This is a genomic window from Nostoc sp. NOS(2021) (genome assembly GCF_017115025.1).
GTDB lineage: Bacteria > Cyanobacteriota > Cyanobacteriia > Cyanobacteriales > Nostocaceae > Nostoc.
Genome location: NZ_JABXKM010000179.1, coordinates 13,410 through 40,102, shown reverse-complemented (window position 1 = coordinate 40,102; position 26,693 = coordinate 13,410). Strand labels below are relative to the sequence as shown.

Genomic DNA, 26,693 nt, shown 5'->3' with positions numbered 1-26,693 from the left:
TTATACTAAAAGACTCCCAAGTACCAGTGCTGCTTACTCAAGCGCGGCTACTGGAAGCCATGCCCCAACACCAAGCCCAAGTCGTTTGTTTAGATACTGATTGGCTGCTTATTGCTCAAGAAAATAAGGAAAATTCCGTAACTGAGGTAACTACTAGCAACCTAGCATATGTCATCTATACCTCTGGCTCGACTGGACAACCCAAGGGTGTAATGATCAAACACCATAGTACAGTTGCGATGTTGGATTGGGCAAAAAAAATCTTTGCTGCTGAAGCTAGGGAAGGAGTTTTGGCGTCAACGTCGATTTGTTTTGACCTTTCAACCTTCGAGATGTTTGTTCCTCTGTGCTATGGAGGTAAGGTCATCTTGATCGACAATATACTACATTTACCAACTTTACCCGCAGCTAAAAACGTATCTTTAATCAACACTGTTCCCAGCGTGATTGCGGAGTTATTAAGGACTGACGGCATTCCAACTTCAGTGCAGACAATTAATATAGCTGGTGAACCACTCCAAAACAAACTTGTACAGCAACTCTATCAGTGGGAAAATATACAGCAAGTTTTCAACCTGTACGGTCCTTCTGAAGATACAACTTATTCGACGTTTGCTTGGATACAGAAGAATGCTAGCAATATCCCACCTATTGGTCGTCCTATTAACAATACGCAGATTTATTTATTGGATCAAGATTTACAACCCGTTCCTGTTGGTGTACCTGGAGAACTGCACATAGGTGGAGATGGACTGGCTCGTGGCTACTTAAACCGCCCCGAGCTGACAGCAGAAAAATTCATCCCCAACCATTTTAGTGACAAATCAGCCGCACGCCTTTACAAAACAGGAGATTTAGCCCGCTATCTGCCTAATGGAGAGATAGAGTACATTGGTCGTATCGACCACCAAGTTAAAATTCGTGGCTTCCGCATTGAACTTGGAGAGATTGAAGCACGATTAACTGAATATCCTACCGTTCGAGAGGCTGTAGTTGTTGTCCGAGAGGATGTACCTGAGGATAAACGGCTAGTGGCTTATGTGGTGTCTGAACAGGAGTTTACTCCTACACTCAGCGAGTTACGGAGCTTCTTAAAAGAAAATTTGCCTGATTATATGGTACCTATGGTCTTTGTGCCGATGAAGGCTCTGCCATTGACACCCAATGGCAAGGTCAATCGTCAAGCATTGCCAGCACCGGATAATCTTCGTCTACAGTTGGAAGCGACTTACATCAAACCACAAACTGATTTGGAAAAAGCGATCGCGACTGTTTGGCAGAAGGCACTCAACCTAGAAAAAGTAGGTATTCACGATAACTTTTTTGAGCTTGGTGGACATTCATTGCTGATAGTTCAGGTTCATAACCAGTTGCGTCAAATATTCCCAGCAAATTTATCAATGCTTGAAATGTTTAGATATCCAACTATCAGTTATTTGGCAGAGTTCCTCAATAAAACAAACACAAATAAACCATTATCTATTAATCAAACTGATACTAGAACTGAACAGATCAAAGATGGTAAATCTCGGCTCAAACAATTTTTGACAATTAGTAAGAGAGTTTAATAAACATGATGAGTACTTCCGCAGAATTCAGTCAAAATGGGTTAGAAGTAGCCATAATTGGCATGGCTGGTCGTTTTCCTGGTGCCAAAAATCTTGATGAATTTTGGCAAAATCTGCAAAATGGGGTGGAGTCAATAGCTTCTTTCACAGATGAAGAACTGATATCTTCAGGAATAGATTCTGCTATGCTGAATCACCCTCAGTATGTAAAATCTAGAGCTGCATTAGAAGATGTGGAATTATTTGATGCTTCATTCTTTGGCTTCAATCCAAGAGAAGCAGAAATCATCGATCCCCAACAACGTCTTTTCTTAGAGTGCGCTTGGGAGGCTCTTGAAAGCGCTGGCTACGATTCTCAAAAGTACAAAGGATTGATTGGGATTTATGGTGGTACAAGTATTAATAGTTATCTAATTAACATTTATTCAAATCAAAATCTTATAAATTCTATTGATAATCAACAGTTGGTATTTGGAAATGACAAAGATTTCCTAACGACACGAGTATCCTACAAATTAGAGTTAGAAGGGCCTTCAATAGACATTCAAACGGCCTGTTCAACTTCATTAGTTGCTGTACATCTAGCCTGTCGAAGTTTGCTAGGTGGTGAATGTGATATTGTCTTAGCTGGTGGTGTTGCAATCAGTTCATCACAAAAAGCTGGATATTTATATCAAGAAGGGGGAATTTTATCTCCAGACGGTCATTGCCGTGCCTTTGATGCTAAAGCACAGGGAACCGTTTTTGGTAATGGTCTAGGCATTGTGGTATTGAAGCGATTAGAGGATGCTCTTGCTGATGGCGATCGCATTCATGCTGTCATTAAAGGTTCAGCTATCAACAACGATGGCGCTCTTAAAGTTAGCTACACGGCTCCCCGTATTGATACACAAGCAAAGGTGATTAGAGCAGCTCAAGTTATGGCTGAGGTTGACCCAGAAACAATAACTTATATTGAGGCACACGGAACAGGAACATCTTTGGGAGATCCAATTGAAATCGCAGCACTGACACAAGCGTTTCATGCCGATACCCAGAAAAAAAGTTTCTGTGCGATCGGTTCACTCAAAACGAATATTGGACACCTAGATACTGCGGCTGGTGTTGCAGGATTAATCAAGACTGTTTTAGCTCTTAAGCATCAACAAATACCGCCTAGCTTGCACTTTGAGCAGCCTAATCCTGAAATAGACTTTGATAACAGCCCCTTTTACGTCAATACCACACTTTCAGAATGGAAGACAAACGGTACTCCCCGTCGCGCTGGAGTCAGTTCTTTTGGTATTGGTGGAACCAATGCCCATGTAATACTCGAAGAAGCCCCATCTGTTGAACCTTCAAGTCCTTCTCGCCCTTGGCAGTTATTGCTGCTTTCTGCAAAAACAGACTCGGCACTAGAAACTGCGACGGCAAATTTAGTTACCCACTTCAAGCAGCATCCTGACTTAAACCTGGCTGATGTAGCATATACTCTTGAAGTTGGTCGTCGAGCATTTGACCATCGTCGAATGGTAGTATGTCAGAACTCTGATGATGCAGTAAAAACCCTAGAGACTCTAGACCCACAAAGAATTTTCACCCACTTTCAAGAACCGTGTAACCGACAGGTTGTGTTAATGTTTCCTGGTCAAGGTTCACAGTATGTGAATATGGGTCGGGAATTATACGAAACTGAGTCCGTATTTCGGAAACATATTGATAAATGCTGTGAAATACTCAAATCTCACTTAAGTATTGATTTATGCACTATTCTATACCCAGATGAAGAACACTCACAAGCAGCAGCAGAGCAACTGCAACAAACTCATATCACTCAGCCAGCACTATTTGTTATTGACTATGCCTTAGCTCAGTTGTGGATGGCATGGGGCATATCTCCTACAGCAATGATTGGTCACAGTATAGGAGAGTATGTCGCTGCTTGTTTGGCAGGTGTTTTCTCTCTAGAAGATGCTTTAGCACTTGTTGCTGCCCGTGGACAACTCATGCAACAACTCCCAACGGGTGCTATGCTTTCCGTTTCACTTTCTGAGGAGGAGATACAACCTTGGCTGAATGAAGAACTAACTCTTGCTGGAATTAACGCACCATCACTATGTGTTGTATCAGGTTGTGAAGAAGCGATCGCCAGTTTGCAAAATCGCTTAACACAACAAGGTGTAGAGTGTCGTCGATTGCATACTTCCCACGCTTTTCATTCCCAAATTATGGATTCTATCCTGGAACCATTTACCAAGCAAGTTGAAAAATTTAACTTAAATCCTCCTCAAATTCCATTTATCTCCAACTTAACAGGAGCTTGGATTACTAATAATGAAGCAACCAATCCCACTTACTGGGCAAGACATCTGCGGCACACCGTGCGCTTTCGTACAGGCATTGCTGAGTTAATTAAAGAATCAGACCAAATATTGCTAGAAGTTGGCCCTGGGCAAACTTTAAACACTTTTGTAAAACAACAAACTAATCAGTCAATAGTGTTGAGTTCAATGCGCCATCCAAAAGAGAAAAAGTCGGATGTAGCATTTTTACTCAATACTTTAGGGCGACTTTGGCTAGCAGGAGTACAGGTAGATTGGGATGGCTTTTATGTTACCGAGCAAAGACATCGAATGCCATTGCCAACATACCCTTTTGAGCGCCAGCGTTATTGGATTGAGTCGCAAACAATAGATATTAGCAATAATCGTCAAATTCAACTCAGCAAAAAACCAAATATTGGCGACTGGTTTTATCTTCCTAGCTGGAAACAAGTAAAGTTACTTGAACCCTTCCAAAAAAGAAGGTTGGTAAAGCAAAAGCTGTGTTGGCTGGTCTTTGTGGATTCATCTAAACTAGGCGCACAAATTGTTCAACAACTGGAGCAAGAAGGGCAAGAAATTATTACTGTAACCGTAGGAGAGAAATTTACTCAACTGAGCGATCGCACCTACGCAATCAATCCTCAACAGCGACATGACTATGATGCCCTATTCCAAACATTACATACAATAGATAAAATTCCACAAACCATTGCTCATTTTTGGGGTGTCACAGCAAATATTCAATCCCAAAATCAAACCTTGTTCGAGCAGACACAATCAGCAATTTCAAGCTTTGAAAAGCATCAGAATTTAGGTTTTTACAGTTTACTCTTCATAGCACAATCATTATTTGAACAGAATGTTACGACTTCTGTTCAAATAATGATTGTGACCAACAATCTTTATGATACTATTGGGCAAGAGGATTTGATTCCAGAAAAGGGGACAGTATTAGGGCCATGTAAGGTAATTCCCCAAGAGTACCCAAATATTACCTGCCGTAACATTGATATCGTTATTCCGGAATCGGGGACTTCCCAGGAAAATCAACTCATAAACCAACTCATGGCAGAACTGACGACCCAGTTATCTGACTTGGTTGTTGCTTACCGTGCTAGTCATAGATGGGTACAAACCTTTGAGCCTGCACAATTAAAAGAAGTTGAAGAAGAAACAATTAGACTCAGAGAAGGGGGAATTTACTTAATTGCAGGCGATCTGATGGGAAGTCTTGGTTTAGTGTTTTCAGAGCATTTAGCTCAAACAGTACAAGCTAAAATCATCCTGATTGGTAATATAGGGCTTCCCCAAAGAAATGAATGGTCGCAATGGCTAGTAACTCATGATGAACAGGATGCAATTAGTTGCTACATCCGAAAAATACTTGCGTTAGAAGAGTTAGGTACAAAATTTCTCATTATTGAGGCTGATATTGCAAATTTTGAACAAGTGCAAGCAGCAATTACTCAAGCATATGAATACTTTGGTCAGATTCATGGGGTGTTCTACGTAACACCAATGAGTAACGAGAAGTCAGCTTTCTCTATTCAAGAGATTGGTCGAACTGAGAGTGAGTCGCAATTCCACTCAAAAGTTCACGGACTCTATGTCATAGAAAAAGTCTTACAAGGCAGAGAACTTGATTTTTATCTGTTGCAATCCTCATTATCGTCTGTTGTGGGAGGACTTGGACTTGTTGCCTATTCCGCAGCTAATCTCTTCATTGATGCTTTTGTAAACAAACGTAATCAGACAAGCTCCATTTCATGGTTCAGCATCAATTGGGATGCCGTAAAGTATGAAGAGAAACAAGAAGAAAATATTGGGTTTGGAGCAGATTTGAATGAATTGGCAATGACACCCAAAGAAGTATGGGATGTTTCTGTGCGCGTTTTATCAATGGGTTCAGCAGGTCAATTCATTGTTTCACCAGGAGATTTGCAAGTCAGGCTTAACACATGGATCAAGCGTGAATCTCTACACAGTACGAAGAATTCCCAAGAAGACCAACTCTCGCAGCACTCAAGACCAAATCTGCAAACTGCCTACATAGCTCCTAGTAACGAGATTGAGCAAAAGATTGCAAATATTTGGCAAGAGCTTCTTGGTACTGAATTAGTGGGCATTCATGATAACTTTTTTGAGTTAGGAGGACACTCTTTGCTAGCTGTTCAGGTGACTTCACGTCTGCGAGAAAATTTTCAAGTGGAATTGCCTCTACAAAGTATTCTTTTTGATGCTCCTACAGTGGCTGGGCTTGCTGTTATCATTGCTGAAACACAACCTAATCAAGAAGAAAATCAAGAAATTGCGGCTTTATTACAAGAGATAAAAAGCCTCTCAGCAGAAGAAATTCAACAAGAACTAGTGACAGATTCTTAGTAGACTCACCATAAAATTGGTTTGGATGTTGTCAAGATTTTAATTTCCAAACCCCAGGAATTAGGAACTCTTTAATGTTGCTAATAAGATAATCAAAAAATTAATACCTGTTTTGTACAAATGGAGGATTTTAGAAATGGAATTTAGTCTATTTTATTTTTCCGGCGATGGTTTAAAAACTCAAACGAACAAGTATAATCTATTAATAGAAAGTGCAAAATTTGCCGATCAAAATGGTTTTTCCGCACTGTGGACTCCGGAACGTCATTTTCACCCGTTTGGAGGACTTTATCCTAACCCATCGTTGACAAGTGCAGCACTGGCTATGATAACTGAGCGAATTCAATTGCGCTCTGGCAGTATTGTCATGCCACTTCATAATCCAGCACGTGTTGCTGAAGAATGGTCTGTGGTTGATAATCTTTCAAACGGTAGAGTTGCCCTTGCTTTTGCCTCAGGTTGGACGATAGATGACTTTGTACTTTCTAGCGAAATTCATGCCAACCGGAAAGAAAGTATGTGGAGTGGAATCCAGATAGTCCATAAGCTTTGGGAAGGTGAACAAGTTGAACTCAAAGATGCAACAGGAAACACTTTCAAAGTGAGGACATTTCCACGACCAATACAGCACAAACTCCCTACTTGGATTGTGTGTCAATCAAACGCAACATTTATTGAAGCTGGCAAAATAGGTGCTAACGTACTCACTTCTTTGTTGGGAGGAACTATAGAAGAAGTCGCTCCACAAATATCACTGTATCGACAATCTTTAGCAAAATACGGTCATGACCCTAAAGCAGGGAAAGTAGCAATGATGATACATACGTTTGTAGGAGAAGACTTCAACACAGTAAAAGAACAAGCAAGGGAACCTTTTTGCAATTACTTAAAAACACATATTGACTTACTTGAAAATTTAGCTAAGAATGCTGGTATAAATGTAAATTTAGAGAAATTTACCGAAGCAGACATCAATAGTCTTTTACGGTTTGCCTATGAAGGTTGGCTAAAAGGAAGAACTCTGATTGGGTCAAAAACGACTTGTATGCAAATGATTGAGCGTTTAAAACAGGTTGGTGTTGATGAAGTCGCTTGTTTAATTGATTTCAACCCAAATTTTGATGCAGTCATGGCAAGTTTGCCTTACCTCAAAGATTTGAAGGATCTCTGTAGCCTTAATCAGGAAAATTTGGTCTCACTTAGCTGATAATTTCGTTGCTACGAATGCTCAGTTTCAAGTATTAATTTAATTTTGGTAGAAATTAATGAGTGATTTAGCTCAACAAATTGTTGCTCTTTCTCCAGAGCAACGGGAACTATTGGAAAAGCGACTCAAGCAGAGAGGTTTGAGTTCTCTAAAAACGTCAGAAATTTATAAAAGAAAAGATTCTAACGCTTTACCTTTATCCTTTTCCCAGCAACGGCTATGGTTTGTCCAGCAATTAGACCCTGACAACAGTACTTACAATGTTTTTAGTGCCTTACGTCTTGAGGGTCAGCTTAATGCCACATTGCTAGAACAGGTATTTACAGAGATTGTCAGGCGTCATGAAAACTTGCGAACAACTTTTATTAGTAATTCAGAAGGGCAACCAATCCAGGTTATTGGTTTAACCCAGCTATTAAAATTACCGATAGTGGATTTGAGGGATACACCTATAACAGAGCGGGAGATTCAGCGCCTCGCTAAAGAAGAAGCTCACCGACCCTTTGACTTAACGAAACCATTATTGCGGTTTACTCTTTTACAGTTGAGAGAGACAGAATCTGTGCTGTTCTTGACAATACATCACATTATTTCTGACAACTGGTCTCTGGGGATATTTGTTCGGGAGATGAAAGTACTTTACGAAGCTTTTGCTAGTGGGAAGTCTTCCCCCTTACCCGAACTTCCAATCCAGTATGCAGATTGGGCAGCTTGGCAACGCCAATGGCTAGAGGGAGAGGTGCTGGAAACTCAGGTGGCTTACTGGAAACAGCAGTTGGCTAATCTTCCTGTTTTAGAACTGCCAACAGACAGACCTCGACCAGCTGTTGCAACATACCAAGGCACACGGCAACCTTTTGTATTATCTAAATCTCTATCTGATGCTCTTAAGGCTTTGAGTGCAAAAGAAGGGGTTACACTGTTTACATTATTGTTGGCAGCATTTAAGGTTCTGCTGCATAGGTACACCAGCCAGGATGACATTGTTGTAGGTACAGATATTGCCAATCGCAATCGAGTTGAGATAGAGGGATTAATTGGTTTTATAATTAACACCTTGGTGTTACGTACCAATGTGTCTGGGAATCCTGCTTTTCGCGAGTTGCTCAGTCGGGTGCGCGAGGTAATGCGGGGGGCTTATGCTCATCAAGACTTGCCGTTTGAGAAACTAGTTGAGGTTCTGAAACCAGAGCGGAACCTGAGCCAAATGTCACCCTTGTTTCAGGTCAAATTTGATCTTCAATTAGCACAAGTAGAACCTTTAGAGCTTTTGGATCTAACCATCAGTCCTTTGACTGTTGACAACGAGACAACAAAGTTTGAACTGCGCTTTAATCTCAAGGAGACAGATCAAGGACTAACAGTACTGGTGGAGTACAGTACTGTTCTATTTGATGCCACCACTATTACTCGGATGCTAGGGCATTTTCAGACCTTGCTGGAGGGCATTGTTGCCAATCCAGAGCAGCGACTCTCGGAGTTACCATTGTTAACACAATCTGAGCGGCAGACTCTGCTGGTAGAGTGGAATGATACTCAGGCTGAGTACCCATCAGACCAATGCATCCATCAGTTGTTTGAAGCTCAGGTTGAACGCACGCCAGATGCTGTGGCAGTGGTCTTTGAAGATGAGCAGCTAACCTACCGGGAACTGAATGCCAGAGCTAATCAGCTAGGACAATACCTGATAAAGCTAGGAGTAAAACCAGAAGTATTAGTCGGGATTTGTGTGGAGCGATCGCTCCATATGGTCATCGGACTGTTGGGCATCCTCAAAGCAGGTGGTGTATATGTACCGCTAGACCCCACTTATCCCCAAGAGCGATTATCTTTTATACTAAAAGATGCTCAAGTGGTAGTGCTACTCACTCAGCAAAAGTTGGTGTCTAGACTTGTCAATCATAATGCACACGCAGTTTACCTCGACACCGACTGGGTGGTAATCTCACAAGAAACTGAGAAAAACCCCGTTAGTAGTGTTGTATCCTTGAACTTAGCTTATGTAATTTATACATCAGGATCAACCGGAAAACCAAAGGGTGCAATGAACACCCATCAAGGGATATGCAATCGTTTGCTGTGGATGGAAGAAGCTTACCAAATAAATTCTACAGATAGCGTACTACAAAAAACCCCTTTTAGCTTCGATGTTTCTGTTTGGGAATTCTTTTGGACTTTGATAAATGGCGCACGTTTGGTAATTGCTAAACCGGGAGGACATCGAGATAGTGCTTACCTGATCAATTTGATTGCTGTTGAGCAAATTACTACCTTACATTTTGTTCCGTCAATGCTACAAGTCTTTATTGAAAGTCGCGGTGTAGAAAAATGTACTTCAATTAAAAGAGTTATTTGTAGTGGTGAAGCTTTGCCAATTGACTTACAAAACAGATTCTTTGAGCATTTGGGTTGCGAATTGCATAACCTCTATGGCCCCACAGAAGCAGCTATTGATGTGACTTTCTGGCAATGTAAAAAAAATAGTAACCTGAAAATAGTACCTATCGGTCGTCCTATTGCCAATACCCAAATCTACATTCTGGATGCTTATTTGCAACCAGTTCCTGTAGGTGTTACAGGTGAAATTTATATTGGCGGTGTGGGAGTGGCTCGCGGTTATCTAAACCAGAAAGAATTAACTAATGAGAAGTTTATTCCTAATTGCTTTAATAATTCAAAATTCAAAATTCAAAATTCAAAATTTGATCGGCTTTATAAAACTGGGGATTTAGGACGTTATTTATCTGATGGGAATATTGAATACGTCGGAAGAGCGGACTATCAAGTAAAAATCCGGGGCTATCGAATTGAAATTGGAGAAATTGAAAATGTTTTATCTGCACATCCACAAGTGCGAGAAGCTGTAGTAATTACTCATTCTGATCAAGTAGTCCAAAAGCAACTCATCGCTTATATTACCTACAGTTATGAAAAGCCAACACTTAATAATCTACGCAATTTCCTGAAAGAAAAGCTGCCATATTTTATGATTCCAGCAGCTTTTGTGATGCTAGAGGCACTACCCCTCACTCCTAATGGTAAAGTTGATCGCAAAGCGCTGCCTGCACCTGATACAACACGTCCGGAATTAGAAACAGTTTCTCAGCCACCCCAAACTGAAGTAGAAAAAACTATTGCTAATATCTGGCAAGAAGTACTTCATCTTGAAGATTTAGGAATTCATGATAACTTCTTTGAACTCGGTGGTCATTCATTGCTCTTGGTTCAGGTTCATAGCAAGTTGCAAAAAATATTTGAGCTAAATTTCCCATTGGTGGAAATGTTTCAATATCCGACTATCAGCCATCTAGCTAAATATCTTAGTCAGGAATCAAGCGAACAACCGTCTTTTACACAACATTCTCGTCGTCCTGAAAGCAGAACAGCGTCAGTACAACAACGCAAACAAGCTAGAAAAGAACATCGTTCAGCGACAAAAAACAAGGATATTTAATCACAAAAATAAAGTAAAAAACAAAATTATTCTAGGATGCAATATGACATTAAGTAAACAAGAAATATCGAGCAAAAATTACTTTTTGGAGACGGAACAAGCATTAAATTCTGATATTCAAAAACAAGTAATGCAAATGTTTGCTTCATCCAGTCAAACAACATCTATTGAGAAAGAAATAGATAAAATGTTTGATAATTTTTCTGAAGATTTTTTAAACACGATTGACACCAACACTCGCATTGATTTAGATTCTTTATTAGGAAATTTTTCTGATAGTCAAATACCTGTTCAACCTATTGATTTTGAGAGCTATCTCAAATGCTTAGGCAACAATGTTGTTGCTCATTCAATACATACATCCTCGCCACGATTTATCGGTCACATGACCTCGGCGCTTCCTTCCTTTGTGCGTCCTCTGGCAAAATTGATGACGGCAATGAATCAAAATGTTGTCAAAATAGAGACTGCTAAAGCCCTAAGCTTCTGTGAACGCGAAGCTTTGGCGATGTTGCATCGACTAATTTACAACTTTTCTGATAATTTCTATGGTCAGCACATTCAAAATAACCTGAGTACACTGGGAATTTTGGTTTCCGGTGGGACAGTGGCAAATATCACGGCGCTTTGGTGCGCCCGAAATGCGATTTTGGGAGCGAAAGATGAGTTTCTTGGTGTAGAAAAAGAAGGTTTAGCCGCAGCTCTAGATTTCTACGGCTACAAAGGAGCAGTGATTATTGGCTCTGACTTGATGCATTACTCTTTTGATAAAGCTGCGGATTTGATGGGAATTGGTACACAGAGTTTAATTAGAATTCCTACTGACAGCAACAATCGAGTTGACATCCAAGCACTACGCCAAGCTGTTGTGGAGTGTCGTGCTCAAAACTTGTTAATCATTGCTATTGTAGGCATTGCAGGCACTACAGACTCAGGTGGGGTGGATTCACTCTTCGATATTGCCGAGATTGCACAAGAAGCTCACGTTCATTTTCATGTAGATGCTGCTTGGGGCGGGCCACTCATTTTTTCTGAACAACATCGGCATAAGCTTGCTGGCATCGAACGGGCTGATTCAGTAACTATTGACGGACATAAACAACTCTACTTGCCAATGGGCATTGGTATGGTCTTTCTGCGCGATCCGCATCTGGCGACAGCGATCGAAAAGCAAGCTAGCTACACCATGCGTAAAGGGTCATTTGATTTAGGTAAACGTGCCTTAGAAGGGTCTAGGCCAGGTATGGCTTTATTTTTACATGCTGGGCTAAATCTAATCGGACTTAAGGGATATGAATTTTTGATTGATGAAGGTATTCGGAAAACTGAATATATGGCAGATCGGATCTGTACCATGCCTGAGTTTGAGTTGTTAGCAAAACCTAATACTAACCTGCTTGTCTATCGCTACATTCCAGAGCCATTCAGAGAGCTTGTTATCAAAAATCAGTTAACCGAAATCGACAATCAACTAATCAATAAATTTAATGAATGCTTGCAGAAACTCCAGCGCCAAATTGGTCATACGTTTATTTCAAGAACGACAAAATCAATCACCAGTTTTGGCAAAGAAATTCCGATCCTTGCTCTGCGTGCAGTGATTGCCAATCCGTTAACTAAAGAAGAAGATATTGATGCAGTTTTAAATGACCAGATTCAAATTGCTGCAAAAATTTCAATCTGAATTCTGGCAACTGACACCTTGATTCTGTTTGGTAATTTAAAACCGTTTTCTCTGATGAATATGTTAAATGGTATTAATAACTTAAATGCTCAAGAAGAAATAGCTATCATCGGTACGGCAGGTCGTTTTCCAGGAGCTAAAAACGTTGAGAGTTTTTGGCAAAATATCCGAGATGGTGTAGAATCTATTTCTTTTTTCACGGATGAGGAGCTAGTATCTGCTGGAGTAAATCCAACATTGCTGAATGACCCTCTGTACGTAAAAGCAGGCGGTGTATTAGAAAATATAGAGTTGTTTGATGCTTCATTTTTTAACTTTTCTCCTAAAGAAGCTGAAATTACAGACCCACAACACCGTCTTTTCCTAGAATGTGTTTGGGAAGCTTTAGAAAATGCTGGCTACAACTCCCAAACCTATAATGGTCAAATTGGTCTTTTCGCTGGTGTAGCTGCGAGTAGCTATCTGCTTGCAAATTTATATTCCAACCGGGACTTTATGGAATCAGTAGACAGCTTCCAACTTTTGATTGGAAACGATAAGGATTTCTTGCCCACACAAGTTTCTTACAAGTTAAACCTGAAGGGGCCTAGCATCAATATTCAGACTGCCTGCTCTACCTCGTTGGTTGCTGTCCATTTAGCCTGCCAAAGTTTACTAAATGGTGAAAGTGATATGGCTTTGGCTGGTGGCGTTTCGATAGGAGTGCCGCAAATATCTGGTTATCAATATCAAGAAAGCGGAATTCACTCTCCTGATGGACACTGCCGAGCTTTTGATACAAAGGCTAAAGGCACTAATGGTGGCAGTGGTTTGGGCGTAGTAGTCTTGAAAAGATTAGAGGATGCGATCGCAGATGGGGATTTAATTCATGCGGTTATCAAAGGTTCGGCTGTCAATAACGATGGTTCTTTAAAGGTTGGATATACAGCCCCCAGTGTGGACGGTCAAAGAGAAGTGATTTTAGAAGCGCTGGCCTTAGCTGGACTCGAACCTGAGACTATTACATACATAGAAACACATGGTACTGCAACTCCGTTAGGAGACCCTATTGAAATTGAGGCTCTGACACAGGCTTTTCGTGCTAGCACAAACAAAAAAGGATTTTGTGCGATCGCATCAGTAAAAACCAACATCGGACATTTGAATACAGCAGCCGGAGTCACAGGGTTAATCAAAACAGTACAGGCCCTGAAACATCAACAGATACCCCCCAGCTTACACTTTGAGCAACCTAATCCCCAAATAGATTTCGCCAACAGTCCCTTCTATGTCAATACTAAGTTATCGGAGTGGAAAACCAACGGAACCCCTCGTAGAGCAGGTGTTAGTTCTTTTGGCATTGGCGGGACTAATGCCCATGTGATCTTAGAAGAAGCCCCAGTTGTTGAAAAGTCTAGTGCTTCCCGTCCCTGTCAATTATTGCTACTTTCGGCCAAAACCACTACAGCCCTAGAAACTATTACAGCGCAACTGGGTGCTTACCTTCAGCAACATCCTGATTTAAAACTCGCTGATGTAGCTCATACCCTACAATTAGGTCGTGGGGCTTTTGACTATCGCCGCATAGTGGTTTGCCATGACCAAGATGATGCAGTAAAAGTGCTAAATTCCCAAGACCCGCAACGTGTTTTCACTAATCACCACAAACCCAGTCACCGTTCAGTCATTTTTATGTTTTCTGGGCAAGGGGCGCAATATGTGGATATGGCGCGAGAACTGTACGAGGTAGAACCTACATTTCGCAGACATGTGGATGTTTGTGCTGACATTCTCCAACCGCTGCTCAATCTTGATATCCGCCATATACTCTTCCCTAAAGAACAACAAATTGAAATTGCTACCCTACACCTGCAACAAACAGCAATTACCCAACCAGCAATATTTGTTATCGAGTATGCCCTGGCTCAGTTGTGGATGGAATGGGGAGTGCGTCCAGAGGCGATGATTGGTCATAGCATTGGGGAATATGTTGCGGCCAGCATTGCAGGTGTGTTTTCCCTAGAAGATGCAATAGAAGTGGTGGCAAAGCGGGGACAACTGATGCAACAGTTGCCCACAGGGAGTATGCTGGCGATTCCACTGCCGCACAAAGATGTGCAGTCTGTTTTAAACACACAGCCATTGGTCGAAGTAGCAGCGATTAACACTCCATCTTCGTGCGTGGTTTCTGGTACTGTGGAAGCGATCGCCACACTCCAAAATCAATTATCCTCCAAAGGAATTGAATGTCGCCTGTTGCATACATCTCATGCATTTCATTCTGTGATGATGGCACCAATCTTGGAATCATTCACTCAGGCTGTGAAAAAAATGAAGCTAAATCCGCCGCGTATTCGCTTCATATCCAATGTCACAGGCAACTGGATTACAGATGATGATGCTACCAATCCCGGCTACTGGAGTCAACATTTGCGACAAACTGTGCAATTTTCTGCTGGAATATCGCAACTATTACAGCAGTTTGAAGGCGTTTTCTTGGAGCTTGGTCCTGGGCGGACATTAAGTACAATCACAACACAGCATTTACAGCCTAATGCCAAACAGATAGTGTTGAGTTGTGTACGCCATGTCAAAGAACAACAGTCTGATGTTGCTTATTTATTGCAGACATTAGGTCGGGTATGGTTGGCTGGTGTGGAAATAGATTGGTCAGGATTTTATACTCATGAACGGCGTCATCGTCTTCCTTTGCCTACTTATCCCTTTGAACATCAAAGATATTGGATTGAACCCAAAAAACAAGGAATTTATGACCATCCTACTCCAGTGTCACTAGGCAAAAAGCCCGACATTGCTGACTGGTTCTATATCCCTTTTTGGAAACCATCTTTACCTTCAGCATCTCTCGAACAAGCGTCTCAACAATCTTGTATTTTAGTGTTTATCGATGAGTGTGGCTTGGGTAACAAACTAGTCAAAGAACTGGAACAAAAAAATCAGCATCTTATTATTGTAAAAGTTGGCACAGAGTTCACAAAGCTGAACGATAATCAATATACTCTCAATCCTCAACACAATTATGATTACAATACCCTAATTAATGAACTATTAACACAACAGAAATTCCCAAAAACGATTGTTCATTTGTGGAATGTTACACCAATCAATAAGCAAGAATTAGAAATTGAAAAAGTTGAAACAGCGCAAATAAGGGGATTTTACAGTCTGCTATTTCTTGCCCAAGCTCTGGGAAGACAAGAAACATCTTCTGAAGTACAAATTACAGTTATTTCTAACAACCTACAGCCAGTTACAGGAACTGAGGTGCTGTGTCCAGAAAAAGCAACTTTACTCGGGCCAATTAAAGTCATATCCCAAGAATACTCAAATATTAGCTGTCGTAGTATTGATGTTATTCTTCCCTCACCAGGAAGTCGGCAAGAAGAAAAACTCGTAGAAAAATTGCTGACGGAATTGACAGTTTCTAACTCTGACAAAGTAATTGCCTATCGAGGTCTGAATCGCTGGGTGCAAAGTTTTGAGCCAGTACGCTTTGATGAAGCTAAGATAGAAACACCGCGATTAAGGGAAGGAGGAGTCTATCTGATTACAGGTGGACTTGGAGGTATTGGACTTGTGATCGCAGAATACTTAGCTCGAACTGTACAAGCAAAACTGCTGTTGCTCGGACGTTCAGCTTTCCCCAACCGAGACGACTGGGAACAGTGGTTAGTCACTCATGATCAGACTGATAGTACCAGCCGCAAGATTCTCAAAGTGCAAGAACTCGAACAGTTGGGTGCAGAAGTTTTGGTGATGAGCGCTGATGTGACTAACACAGAACAAATGCATTTGGCGATCGCTCAAGCTCAGTCACAGTTTGGTCAGTTAAACGGTGTTATCCATACTGCTGGAGTTCCTGGAGTCGGCGTAATTCAGCGAAAAACGCAGTCAGAAGCAGAAAGTATTTTGGCTCCCAAAGTCAAGGGCACACTAATTCTTGATTCTATTGTTAAGGATATGCAATTGGATTTCTTTATCCTGGCATCATCAATGAGTTCAATTATAGGGGGATTTGGACAGGTAGACTATTGTGGGGCGAATGCTTTTCTTGACGCCTTTGCTCACTGTAATACCTCGAAAAGTGGCAGATTGATCACAAGTATAAACTGGGGAGCTTGGCAAGAAGTTGGGATGGGAGTGAACACAGCACGTCCCCAAAAGATTCAAGAATTGCGTGCAGAAAATGTTAAACAACAAGGAATGTCACCTCATGAGGGTGTAGATGCTTTTATGCGTATTTTAGGAAGTACAATAACCCAAGTTGTAGTATCCCCCTCTGACTTCCTGAATTCACTAGAGCAATACAATTCTTATAATGCAGCAGAAGTTCTAGAATTTTTAGAAACCGTCAATGAATTAAACTCAAAATATCCCAGACCTGAACTGAGTAATGATTATATTGCACCTAGAAATGAAATTGAGCGAAAGCTTGTGGGTATTTGGCAAAATAATCTTGGAATTGAAAAGATAGGAATCCATGACAATTTTTTTGAACTTGGCGGTGATTCACTTATAGGTATTCAAGTTATTGCCCATTTAAATAGGGAATTTGATTTAAATATTTCTGTTGCAACACTTTATGAATGTCCAAACGTAGGCTCGATGGCAAAGATTTTAATGCCTGAAGAATCCGAGAAAAATACTTTTGAACAAAGGCTAAGTCGAGGACAAAAAAGAAGGCAAATAAAAATTCTAAAAAACTAGAAAAATCAGTTAGCTTAGATTGACTTACAAAAAACATAATGAGCATCAATACAATATTAGAACAAACAGCAGATTTAGATATAGCATTAGTGGGAATGTCTGGTCGGTTTCCTGGCGCAAAAAATATCGATGATTTTTGGCATAATTTACAAAATGGAGTTGAGTCTGTTTCATTTTTCTCAAATGATGATTTAGTAGATTTAAATATTGAAAAGGCTGTTTTAAATGACCCAAATTATGTTAAGGCAGCACCTGTACTAGAAAATATTGAGGGTTTTGATGCTAGGTTTTTTGGCTTTAGCCCTAAAGAAGCTGAAGTTATAGACCCCCAACAACGCTTCTTCATGGAGTGTGCCTGGGAAGCTCTTGAAAACGCTGGATATGATCCAGAAACCTATGACGGGTTGATTGGGGTTTATGCTGGAACAAGCACAAACAGTTACTTTCTTAACAATATTTTTTCCAACTCTAATTTGATAAATTTTTCAAATAAACATACTTTTAATAAAGATTTTATTAGCACAAATATCTCATACAAACTAAATCTAAAAGGACCAAGTATAGGTATCCAAACTTACTGCTCTACTTCATTAGTTGCTGTACACTTAGCCTGCAAAAGTTTACTAGATGAAGAGTGTGATATTGCTTTAGCAGGTGGGGTTGCGATCGCAGTTCCACAAAAATCAGGCTATTTCTATCAAGAAGATGGAATTTATTCTCCTGATGGTCACTGTCGTGCCTTTGATGCTAAAGCGCAAGGTACCATTTTTGGCAGTGGGCTTGGAATTATCGTATTAAAAAGGTTAAAAGATGCTATTGCGGATAGAGACTACATTCATGCAGTTATTAAGGGTTCAGCAATTAACAACGACGGTTCTTTGAAAGTTAGTTATACAGCACCGAGTGTAGATGGTCAAGCAGAAGTAGTCGTAGAGGCTCTAGGAAATGCTGGAATAGATGCTGATGATATCTCGTATATAGAAACACATGGAACTGGAACAGCTACTGGCGATCCAGTGGAAATTGCAGCGCTAACTAAGGCTTTTCGTACCTTTACAAAGAAAAATGGCTTCTGCGCTATCGGTTCAGTCAAACCAAATATTGGACATCTAGATACAGCATCTGGTGTAGCAAGTCTCATCAAGACTGTCTTGGCATTGAAATACAAACAAATACCTCCTAGCATAAATTTTGAAGTTCCCAATCCTCAGATAGATTTTGTTAACAGCCCTTTCTATGTTAATACTGAACTTGTAGAGTGGAAAGCGAACGGTACTCCCCGTCGGGCTGGAGTTAGTTCTTTGGGATTTGGTGGAACTAATGCCCACATTATTCTTGAAGAAGCCCCTGAAATCAAACATTTTGAAGAATTAAGACCTTGGCATTTGCTTTTATTATCAGCCAAAACTAGTTCAGCACTTGAAACTGCAACTGCAAATTTGGTTGCGTATTTAAAACAGCATCCGGATATAAATCTAGCCAATGTGGCTCATACTCTACAAGTAGGTCGTCGGGCTTTTAACCATCGCCGAGTGTTGGTTTGTCAGAACATTAAGGATGCTGTAACCGCCTTGGAAACACACGATCTCATACGGGTTTTTACTACATACCAGGATCATAGAGAACAGCCTGTCATCTTCATGTTTTCCGGACAAGGAGCGCAATATGTGAATATGGCGCGAGAATTATACCAAGTTGAACCCACCTTTAGAAAACATATAGATACTTGCGCTCAGATTCTTCAAACCCACCTTAATCTAGATATCCGCCATATACTCTTCTCCAAAGAAGAACAAATTGAAACTGCTACCCAACAACTCCAACAAACAGCGTTCACCCAAAGCGCATTATTTGTCATCGAGTACGGCCTGGCTCAGTTATTAATGTCATGGGGAGTGCGTCCAGAAGCGATGATTGGGCACAGCATTGGGGAATATGTCGCCGCAACCATTGCAGGTGTATTTTCCCTAGAAGATGCAATAGAAGTGGTGGCAACACGAGGAAAACTAATGCAACAATTGCCACCAGGAAGTATGCTGGCAATTCCACTGCCACACAAAGATGTGCAATCCCTTTTAGATGCACAGTCATTGGTCGAAGTAGCAGCGATTAACAGTCCATCTTCGTGCGTGGTTTCTGGTACTGTTGAAGCGATCGCCACACTCCAAAATCAATTATCCTCCAAAGAAATAGAATCTCGGCTGTTGCATACATCTCATGCATTTCATAGCGTGATGATGGAACCGATCTTGGAACCATTTGTGCAAGCCGTGAAAAAAGTGAAGCTAAATCCACCACGTATTCGCTTCATTTCCAACGTCACTGGTACGTGGATTACCGATGAACAAGCTACAAATCCCAACTACTGGGGCCAGCATTTACGACAAACTGTCAGATTTTCAGATGGAATATCTCAATTGTTGCAATTTGAAGGTGTTTTTCTGGAGATTGGTCCGGGGCGGACATTAAGCACATTAACAACGCAACATCTCTTGCCAGAAGCGAAACAAGTAGTGTTGACTTGTTTACGCCATCCTAAAGAACAACAATCAGATGTTAGCTTTTTGTTACAGACATTAGGTCGGCTGTGGCTATTTGGAGTAGAAATAGATTGGTCAGGATTTTATACTCACGAGCAGCGTCATCGTCTGCCTTTGCCTACTTATCCTTTTGAGCGACAAAGATACTGGATTGAACCTAAAAAACAAGGAATTGATGACCATGCAACACTAGTATCATTAGGCAAAAAGCCCGACATTGCTGATTGGTTCTACATCCCTTTCTGGAAACCATCCTTAACTGCACCACAACTCGAACACAAGGAATTAGTAGAGCAATTATCTTGTATTTTGGTATTTATCGATGAGTGTGGCTTGGGTACCAAACTAGTCAAACAACTCCAACAACAAAATCGGGATGTTATTACCGTAACAGTTGGAAGTGAGTTCACCAAGCTCAATGAGTGCCAGTATATTATAAATCCTCAACAACCCAATAATTACGATGCCTTAATCAAGGAACTGTCAATACAACAGAAGTTGCCAAAGACAATAGCTCATTTGTGGAGTGTCACACCTGTCAATGGCAAAGAATTAGAACTCGAAGAAGTTGATAAAGCCCAATTCATCGGATTTTACAGTCTGCTATTTCTTGCCCAAGCTTTGGGAAGACGGGAAATGGCTGATGAAGTACAAATAGCAGCCATTTCTAACAACCTACAGCCAGTAACAGCAACTGAGGAGCTATGTCCAGAAAAAGCAACTTTACTTGGACCAATTAAAGTAATATCTCAAGAATACTCAAATATCATCTGTCGTAGTATCGATGTTATTCTTCCTGAATGTGGAAGCTGGCAAGAAGAACAACTCGTAGAAAAATTACTGACGGAACTGACAGTTTCTACCTGTGACCAAATGATTGCCTATCGAGGTATCAATCGCTGGGTGCAATCTTTTCAGCCAGTGCGCTTTGATAAAGCGAAAATTGTCAAGCCGCGATTAAGGCAAAGGGGAGTCTATCTAATTACAGGTGGACTCGGAGGGATTGGACTTGTTGTGGCAGAATACTTAGCTGAAACTGTGCAAGCAAAACTGCTGTTGACCGGACGAACAGCTTTGCCCAAAAAAGACGAGTGGGAACAATGGTTGCTGACTCATGATGAGACAGATAGCACTAGCCGTAAGATTCTCAAAATCCGACAACTCGAACAGTTGGGTGCAGAAGTTTTGGTAGTGAGTGCTGATGTGAGCAACACAGAACAAATGCATTTGGCGATCGCTCAAGCAGAGTCAAGGTTTGGTAAACTCAACGGTGTGGTTCATGCTGCTGGAATACTTGGAGGCAAGTCTTCTGGAGCTATTGAAAAGATAAGTAAAACTGATTGCGATCGGCAATTTCAACCAAAAGTACACGGACTCTTAGTATTAGATAAGGTTTTACAAGATAGAGAGCTTGATTTTTGTTTACTGCTGTCTTCCTTATCATCCGTTTTAGGAGGATTAGGATTTGTTGCCTACTCAGCAGCGAATATCTTTATGGACGCTTTTGTACACCAACATAATCAGAGCCATCCCGTCTCTTGGATAAGTGTAAGCTGGGATAGCTGGCAACTTGAAAAAGAAAACAAACAAAGTACATCTGTTGGCACAAGTGTGACTGAATTTGCGTTTGACCCTAAAGAAGGTTTAGAAGCTTTTCAAAGGATTTTGAACTATAGTGAATTCAATCATGTAGTTGTCTCGACTGGAGAACTTCAAGCGAGAATTGACCAATGGATTAACTTTGAATCTTTTCAAGAAAAAGTAGCTACCCAACCAGTAAATTCATTATCACTCCATACCAGACCTGATTTACAGAATTTATATGTTGCTCCTGAAAACGAAATTGAACAAACGATTGCTAACATCTGGCAAGAAGTTCTTGGGATAAAAGATGTAGGTCTCCATGATAATTTCTTTGAATTAGGTGGAGATTCACTACTCATAATTCAGGTTCGCAGTAAACTTATAAAAACATTAAATAAAAATTTATTAATCGCTGACCTATTTGAGTATTCAACTATAAATGCCTTGGCAGAATATCTTGATGGACAACAGGTTGAACAACCAACATTTCAGCAAGCTGATGAACGTGCCAGCAGAAAAGAAGCAGCTATGCAAGAAAAAAGACAATTAATGAAACAAAGGAGGAAGGCAGATGGATAACCAACAAATCCATGATTCCATGAAAGGCATAGCTGTAATCGGGATGTCTGGTCGTTTTCCAAAAGCCAAAAATATTGATGAATTTTGGCATAATCTGTGTAATGGACAGGAGTCGATTTCTTTCTTCAGTGATAAAGAATTAGAAGATTCAGGTATAGACCCAGCATCGTTGCATGACCCTCAGTATGTAAAAGCTGGCGCTCGTTTGTCAGATATTGAAATGTTTGATGCTTCCTTCTTTGATGTCTCACCAAGGGAAGCTGAAATCATAGACCCCCAACATCGTTTTCTTCTCGAATGTGCTTGGGAAGCACTAGAAAACGCTGGTTATGATCCTGGAGCAGCTAAAGGCTTGACTGGTATTTACGTAGGAACCAACCTGAGTATCTATATGCTTAGTAAGCTGGGTTCAAATCCAGATATAATCAAATCAATGGGTTCCTCAATTTTCTTTAGTAATGTTCAAGATTTTGCCGCCACACGAGTTTCATATAAATTGAACCTGAAAGGCCCAAGTATTAACATAAGCACGGCTTGTTCCACCTCATTGGTAGCTGTTCATTTAGCGTGCCAAGGATTGCTAAACTACGAGTGCGATCTGGCTTTGGCAGGTGGCGTTTCGATACAGTCTCTGCAAAAGCAAGGTTATTTCTATCAAGAAGGGGGGATTACTTCTCCTGATGGTCGTTGTCGCGCCTTTGATGCTAAAGGACAAGGAACTATTTTCGGCGACGGGATAGGCATTGTCGTCCTCAAGAGATTAGAAGATGCTTTTGCAGATGGCGACTGCATTCATGCAGTAATTAAAAGTTCAGCCATCAATAACGATGGTGCAGCCAAAGTGGGTTACACAGCTCCTAGTGTGGGTGGCCAAACCAAAGTGATTGTTGAGGCTCAGGCGAATGCTGGGTTTAATCCGGAGACAATAACCTATATTGAGACTCATGGAACCGGTACAACCTTAGGAGACCCAATTGAAATCAGTGCTCTCAAGAAGACGTTTGAAGCTCGCACTAACAAGAAGCAATTCTGTGCCATCGGCTCGGTAAAGCCTAATATTGGACATTTGAATATAGCTTCTGGTGTAACTGGCTTAATCAAAACGGTTATGGCGCTCAAACATAACTTGATGCCTCCCAGCTTACACTTTGAACAACCTAATCCAGAGATAGACTTCGCTAATAGTCCTTTTTACGTTAATACCAAGTTATCGGAGTGGAAGACCAACGGGACTCCCCGCAGAGCTGGTGTCAGTTCTTTTGGAGTTGGAGGCACTAATGCTCATGTTATTTTGGAAGAAGCCCCAATTGTTCAACCCTCTAGTACTTCTCGCCCTTGGCAATTGTTGCTGCTTTCAGCCAAAACCAGTACAGCACTGGAAACAACTACAGCTTCTCTAGTTGCTCACCTTCAGCATCATCCTGATTTGAATCTCCCTGATGTAGCTCATACTCTACAATTAGGTCGTAGGGCATTTGACCATCGCCGTATGGTGGTTTGTCATAATCAAGATGATGTAGTGAAAGTACTGACATTCCTTGAGCCACAACGTGTTTTCACTTATCACCAAAAGCCTACTCATTCTCCAGTCATCTTCATGTTTTCCGGACAAGGAGCGCAATATGTGAATATGGCGCGAGAATTATACCAAGTTGAACCCACCTTTAGAAAACATATAGATACTTGCGCTCAGATTCTTCAAACCCACCTTAATCTAGATATCCGCCATATACTCTTCTCCAAAGAAGAACAAATTGAAACTGCTACCCAACAACTCCAACAAACAGCGTTCACCCAAAGCGCATTATTTGTCATCGAGTACGGCCTGGCTCAGTTATTAATGTCATGGGGAGTGCGTCCAGAAGCGATGATTGGGCACAGCATTGGGGAATATGTCGCCGCAACCATTGCAGGTGTATTTTCCCTAGAAGATGCAATAGAAGTGGTGGCAACACGAGGAAAACTAATGCAACAATTGCCACCAGGAAGTATGCTGGCAATTCCACTGCCACACAAAGATGTGCAATCCCTTTTAGATGCACAGTCATTGGTCGAAGTAGCAGCGATTAACAGTCCATCTTCGTGCGTGGTTTCTGGTACTGTGGAAGCGATCGCCACACTCCAAAATCAATTATCTTCCAAAGAAATAGAATCTCGGCTGTTGCATACATCTCATGCGTTTCATTCTGTAATGATGGAACCGATATTGGAAGCATTCGTGCAAGCCGTGAAAAAAGTGAAGCTAAATCCACCACGTATTCGCTTCATTTCCAACGTCACTGGTACGTGGATTACCGATGAACAAGCTACAAATCCCAACTACTGGGGCCAGCATTTACGACAAACTGTCAGATTTTCAGATGGAATATCTCAATTGTTGCAATTTGAAGGTGTTTTTCTGGAGATTGGTCCGGGGCGGACATTAAGCACATTAACAACGCAACATCTCTTGCCAGAAGCGAAACAAGTAGTGTTGACTTGTTTACGCCATCCTAAAGAACAACAATCAGATGTTAGCTTTTTGTTACAGACATTAGGTCGGCTGTGGCTATTTGGAGTAGAAATAGATTGGTCAGGATTTTATACTCACGAGCAGCGTCATCGTCTGCCTTTGCCTACTTATCCTTTTGAGCGACAAAGATACTGGATTGATGCAAAATCACCATCACTTTCTACAAATAGCAACTCTCTAACTTTAGATAAAAAACAAGACATTGCTAACTGGTTTTATACCCCTTCATGGAAACGTTCTTTATTACCTCCATCTCGCCCAGAATTAGAGGATGAACAATGGCTTTTGTTTGTTGATGAGTGTGGCGTGGGTTCACAGTTAGTTAACAAACTGGAACAGAATGGTAAAAATGTCATTGTGGTGAAGCTGGGACAGCACTTTAGCAAACTAAGTCAGCATGTTTATGCGATTAATCCGCAAAGTCGAGATGACTATGATGCATTGCTCAAAGAACTGATTACACTTGGTAAAATTCCTCAAAATATTGCTTATTTATGGAGTTTGAATACCTTTGAAAATCGACAAACGGGTGATTATCTAGAATTCAACAGTTTGCTGCTTTTAACACAGAGTTTTAGTCAGTTAAAAATTAGCGAACGCCTGCAAATCTGGGTTGTATCAAACCAGACCCAAGAAGTTAATGGGAATGAAACTCTCGACCCAGAAAAGGCAACCGTATTAGGGTTATGTAAGGTTATTTCTCACGAGTTTCCTAATATTGTTTGTCGGAGTATAGATTTTGTTTTAACGAACCGCCCAGATGCCAAGGGTGCAGAGGGAAGAGCAGGAGATGATCGCAGTTATATCGTAGACCAAATCATTAGTGAGTTTGCAGTTTTGTCGCCTGATTTGGTTATTGCATATCGCGATCGCTACCGCTGGGTACAAACGTTCGAGTCAGTGCGCCTAGAGTCAGCAGTTGAAGAAAAAACTCCACTGAGAAAACAGGGCGTTTACCTGTTTCCTGGTGGACTAGAAAGTTTTGGAGTTGGGCTAGCGAAATATCTGGCGAAAACTTTACAAGCAACACTCATATTCATTGAGGATTCAACTTTCCCACATAAGGACGAATACTCGCAATGGCTAGAAACTCATGCTCAAGAAGATGAAGTGAGTTGCAAAATCCAAGAACTGATGGAATTAGAAAAATTAGGTGTAAAATTTTTGGTGGTGTGTGCAGATAGAACTAATTATGAACAAATGCACTATAGCCTTGCACCTGAGAGAATTTGTCAAATTGACGGAGTTATCTATTCAACTGTAACAACCCGCGAAAATATATTATGCTCGATACCAGAAATTGGTAAGACAGAGTTAGGAAAACTCCTTGACTCTCAACTTCATAAGATGACTGTATTAGAACAAGTCTTACAGAGTATAAAAATAGATTTTTGTGTCATTATTTCTTCCTCAGCTTCCATTTTTGGAGGAATTGGATTATCTTTATACTCAGGAGTTAACCAGTTAATAGATACTTTTACCCAGAGGCATAATCAAAATAACTCTTTGCCTTGGGTTTGCATAAATTGGCATAAATTACAACTGAATACAACCCAAAAGCAAAAAACTCTTGGACAGGCATCTGGAGTGGAATTAGCCATCACTGAGGCAGAAAGTGTAGAAGTCTTTAAACGCATATTCTCTTTAAGACAAGGAACTCAGTTTATTGTTTCACCAGTAGATATCAAAGCCTGGAGCGATCGCACATTTAACCTAGATTCTCTACTAGATTCAAAATCTTCTAGTCAAGTAGACTCATCTCCACGCTACTCCAGACCTAACCTTAATAATTCCTATGTTGCTCCGACTAACGAGTTAGAAAAACAAATTGCCGAAATATGGCAAGAAGTTCTGGGAATCGCAGAAGTTGGTATTTACGATAATTTCTATGAGTTGGGAGGAGACTCTCTCATTGCAACTCGACTAGTTTCTCGATTGCAAGCAAAGTTCCCAGTAGAGCTATCACTACGTGACCTTTTTCTGCAAGCTATGATACCTATCAAGCAGGCAGAAATGATTGAGCAACTTCTGTTAGAAAAAATTGAAGAATTTTCTGAAGAGGAGGTAGAAATGTTTTTCGCTAATCGCGCAGATTAGGAATAGATGACGCTTACTTTGTTTGTCAAAAACCATCCATTATCTGAGGTAAAACCACAGGATTTTAGGCTATTCA

Annotated in this window: 8 protein-coding genes; all 8 read left to right on the top strand. The window is 40.9% G+C overall.

What is annotated here, in order from left to right; translation table 11 throughout:
- A partial coding sequence (locus HWQ41_RS20780; protein WP_292766896.1) for an amino acid adenylation domain-containing protein occupies positions 1-1,568 on the top strand: 1,568 nt, incomplete at its 5' end.
- 8 nt (positions 1,569-1,576) lie between these two features.
- Positions 1,577-6,253: a type I polyketide synthase gene (locus tag HWQ41_RS20775; RefSeq protein ID WP_292766970.1), complete on the top strand. Its 4,677-nt coding sequence runs from the start codon at positions 1,577-1,579 to the stop codon at positions 6,251-6,253.
- Between the two features lie 136 nt (positions 6,254-6,389).
- Positions 6,390-7,460, top strand: coding sequence for an LLM class flavin-dependent oxidoreductase (locus HWQ41_RS20770; RefSeq protein ID WP_292766893.1), 1,071 nt, complete (start codon positions 6,390-6,392; stop codon positions 7,458-7,460).
- A 58-nt stretch (positions 7,461-7,518) separates the two neighbouring features.
- Positions 7,519-10,914, top strand: a complete 3,396-nt coding sequence (locus HWQ41_RS20765; protein WP_292766890.1) for an amino acid adenylation domain-containing protein — start codon at positions 7,519-7,521, stop codon at positions 10,912-10,914.
- A gap of 43 nt (positions 10,915-10,957) precedes the next feature.
- On the top strand, positions 10,958-12,598 hold the full coding sequence (gene panP / locus HWQ41_RS20760; RefSeq protein WP_292766887.1) for a pyridoxal-dependent aspartate 1-decarboxylase PanP: 1,641 nt from the start codon (positions 10,958-10,960) through the stop codon (positions 12,596-12,598).
- A gap of 60 nt (positions 12,599-12,658) precedes the next feature.
- Positions 12,659-17,305 carry a type I polyketide synthase gene (locus HWQ41_RS20755; RefSeq protein WP_292766884.1) on the top strand — a complete coding sequence of 1,549 codons (4,647 nt, stop codon included), beginning with the start codon at positions 12,659-12,661 and terminating at the stop codon, positions 17,303-17,305.
- A 38-nt stretch (positions 17,306-17,343) separates the two neighbouring features.
- Positions 17,344-22,008 (top strand): type I polyketide synthase, encoded by a 4,665-nt coding sequence (locus tag HWQ41_RS20750; protein WP_292766882.1) that lies wholly within the window; start codon positions 17,344-17,346, stop codon positions 22,006-22,008.
- A complete protein-coding gene (locus tag HWQ41_RS20745) occupies positions 22,001-26,617 on the top strand; it encodes a type I polyketide synthase (protein WP_292766879.1) in 4,617 nt (1,538 codons plus the stop codon). The genes HWQ41_RS20750 and HWQ41_RS20745 overlap by 8 nt, the downstream gene beginning before the upstream one ends.
- The last annotated feature ends 76 nt before the right edge of the window (positions 26,618-26,693 follow it).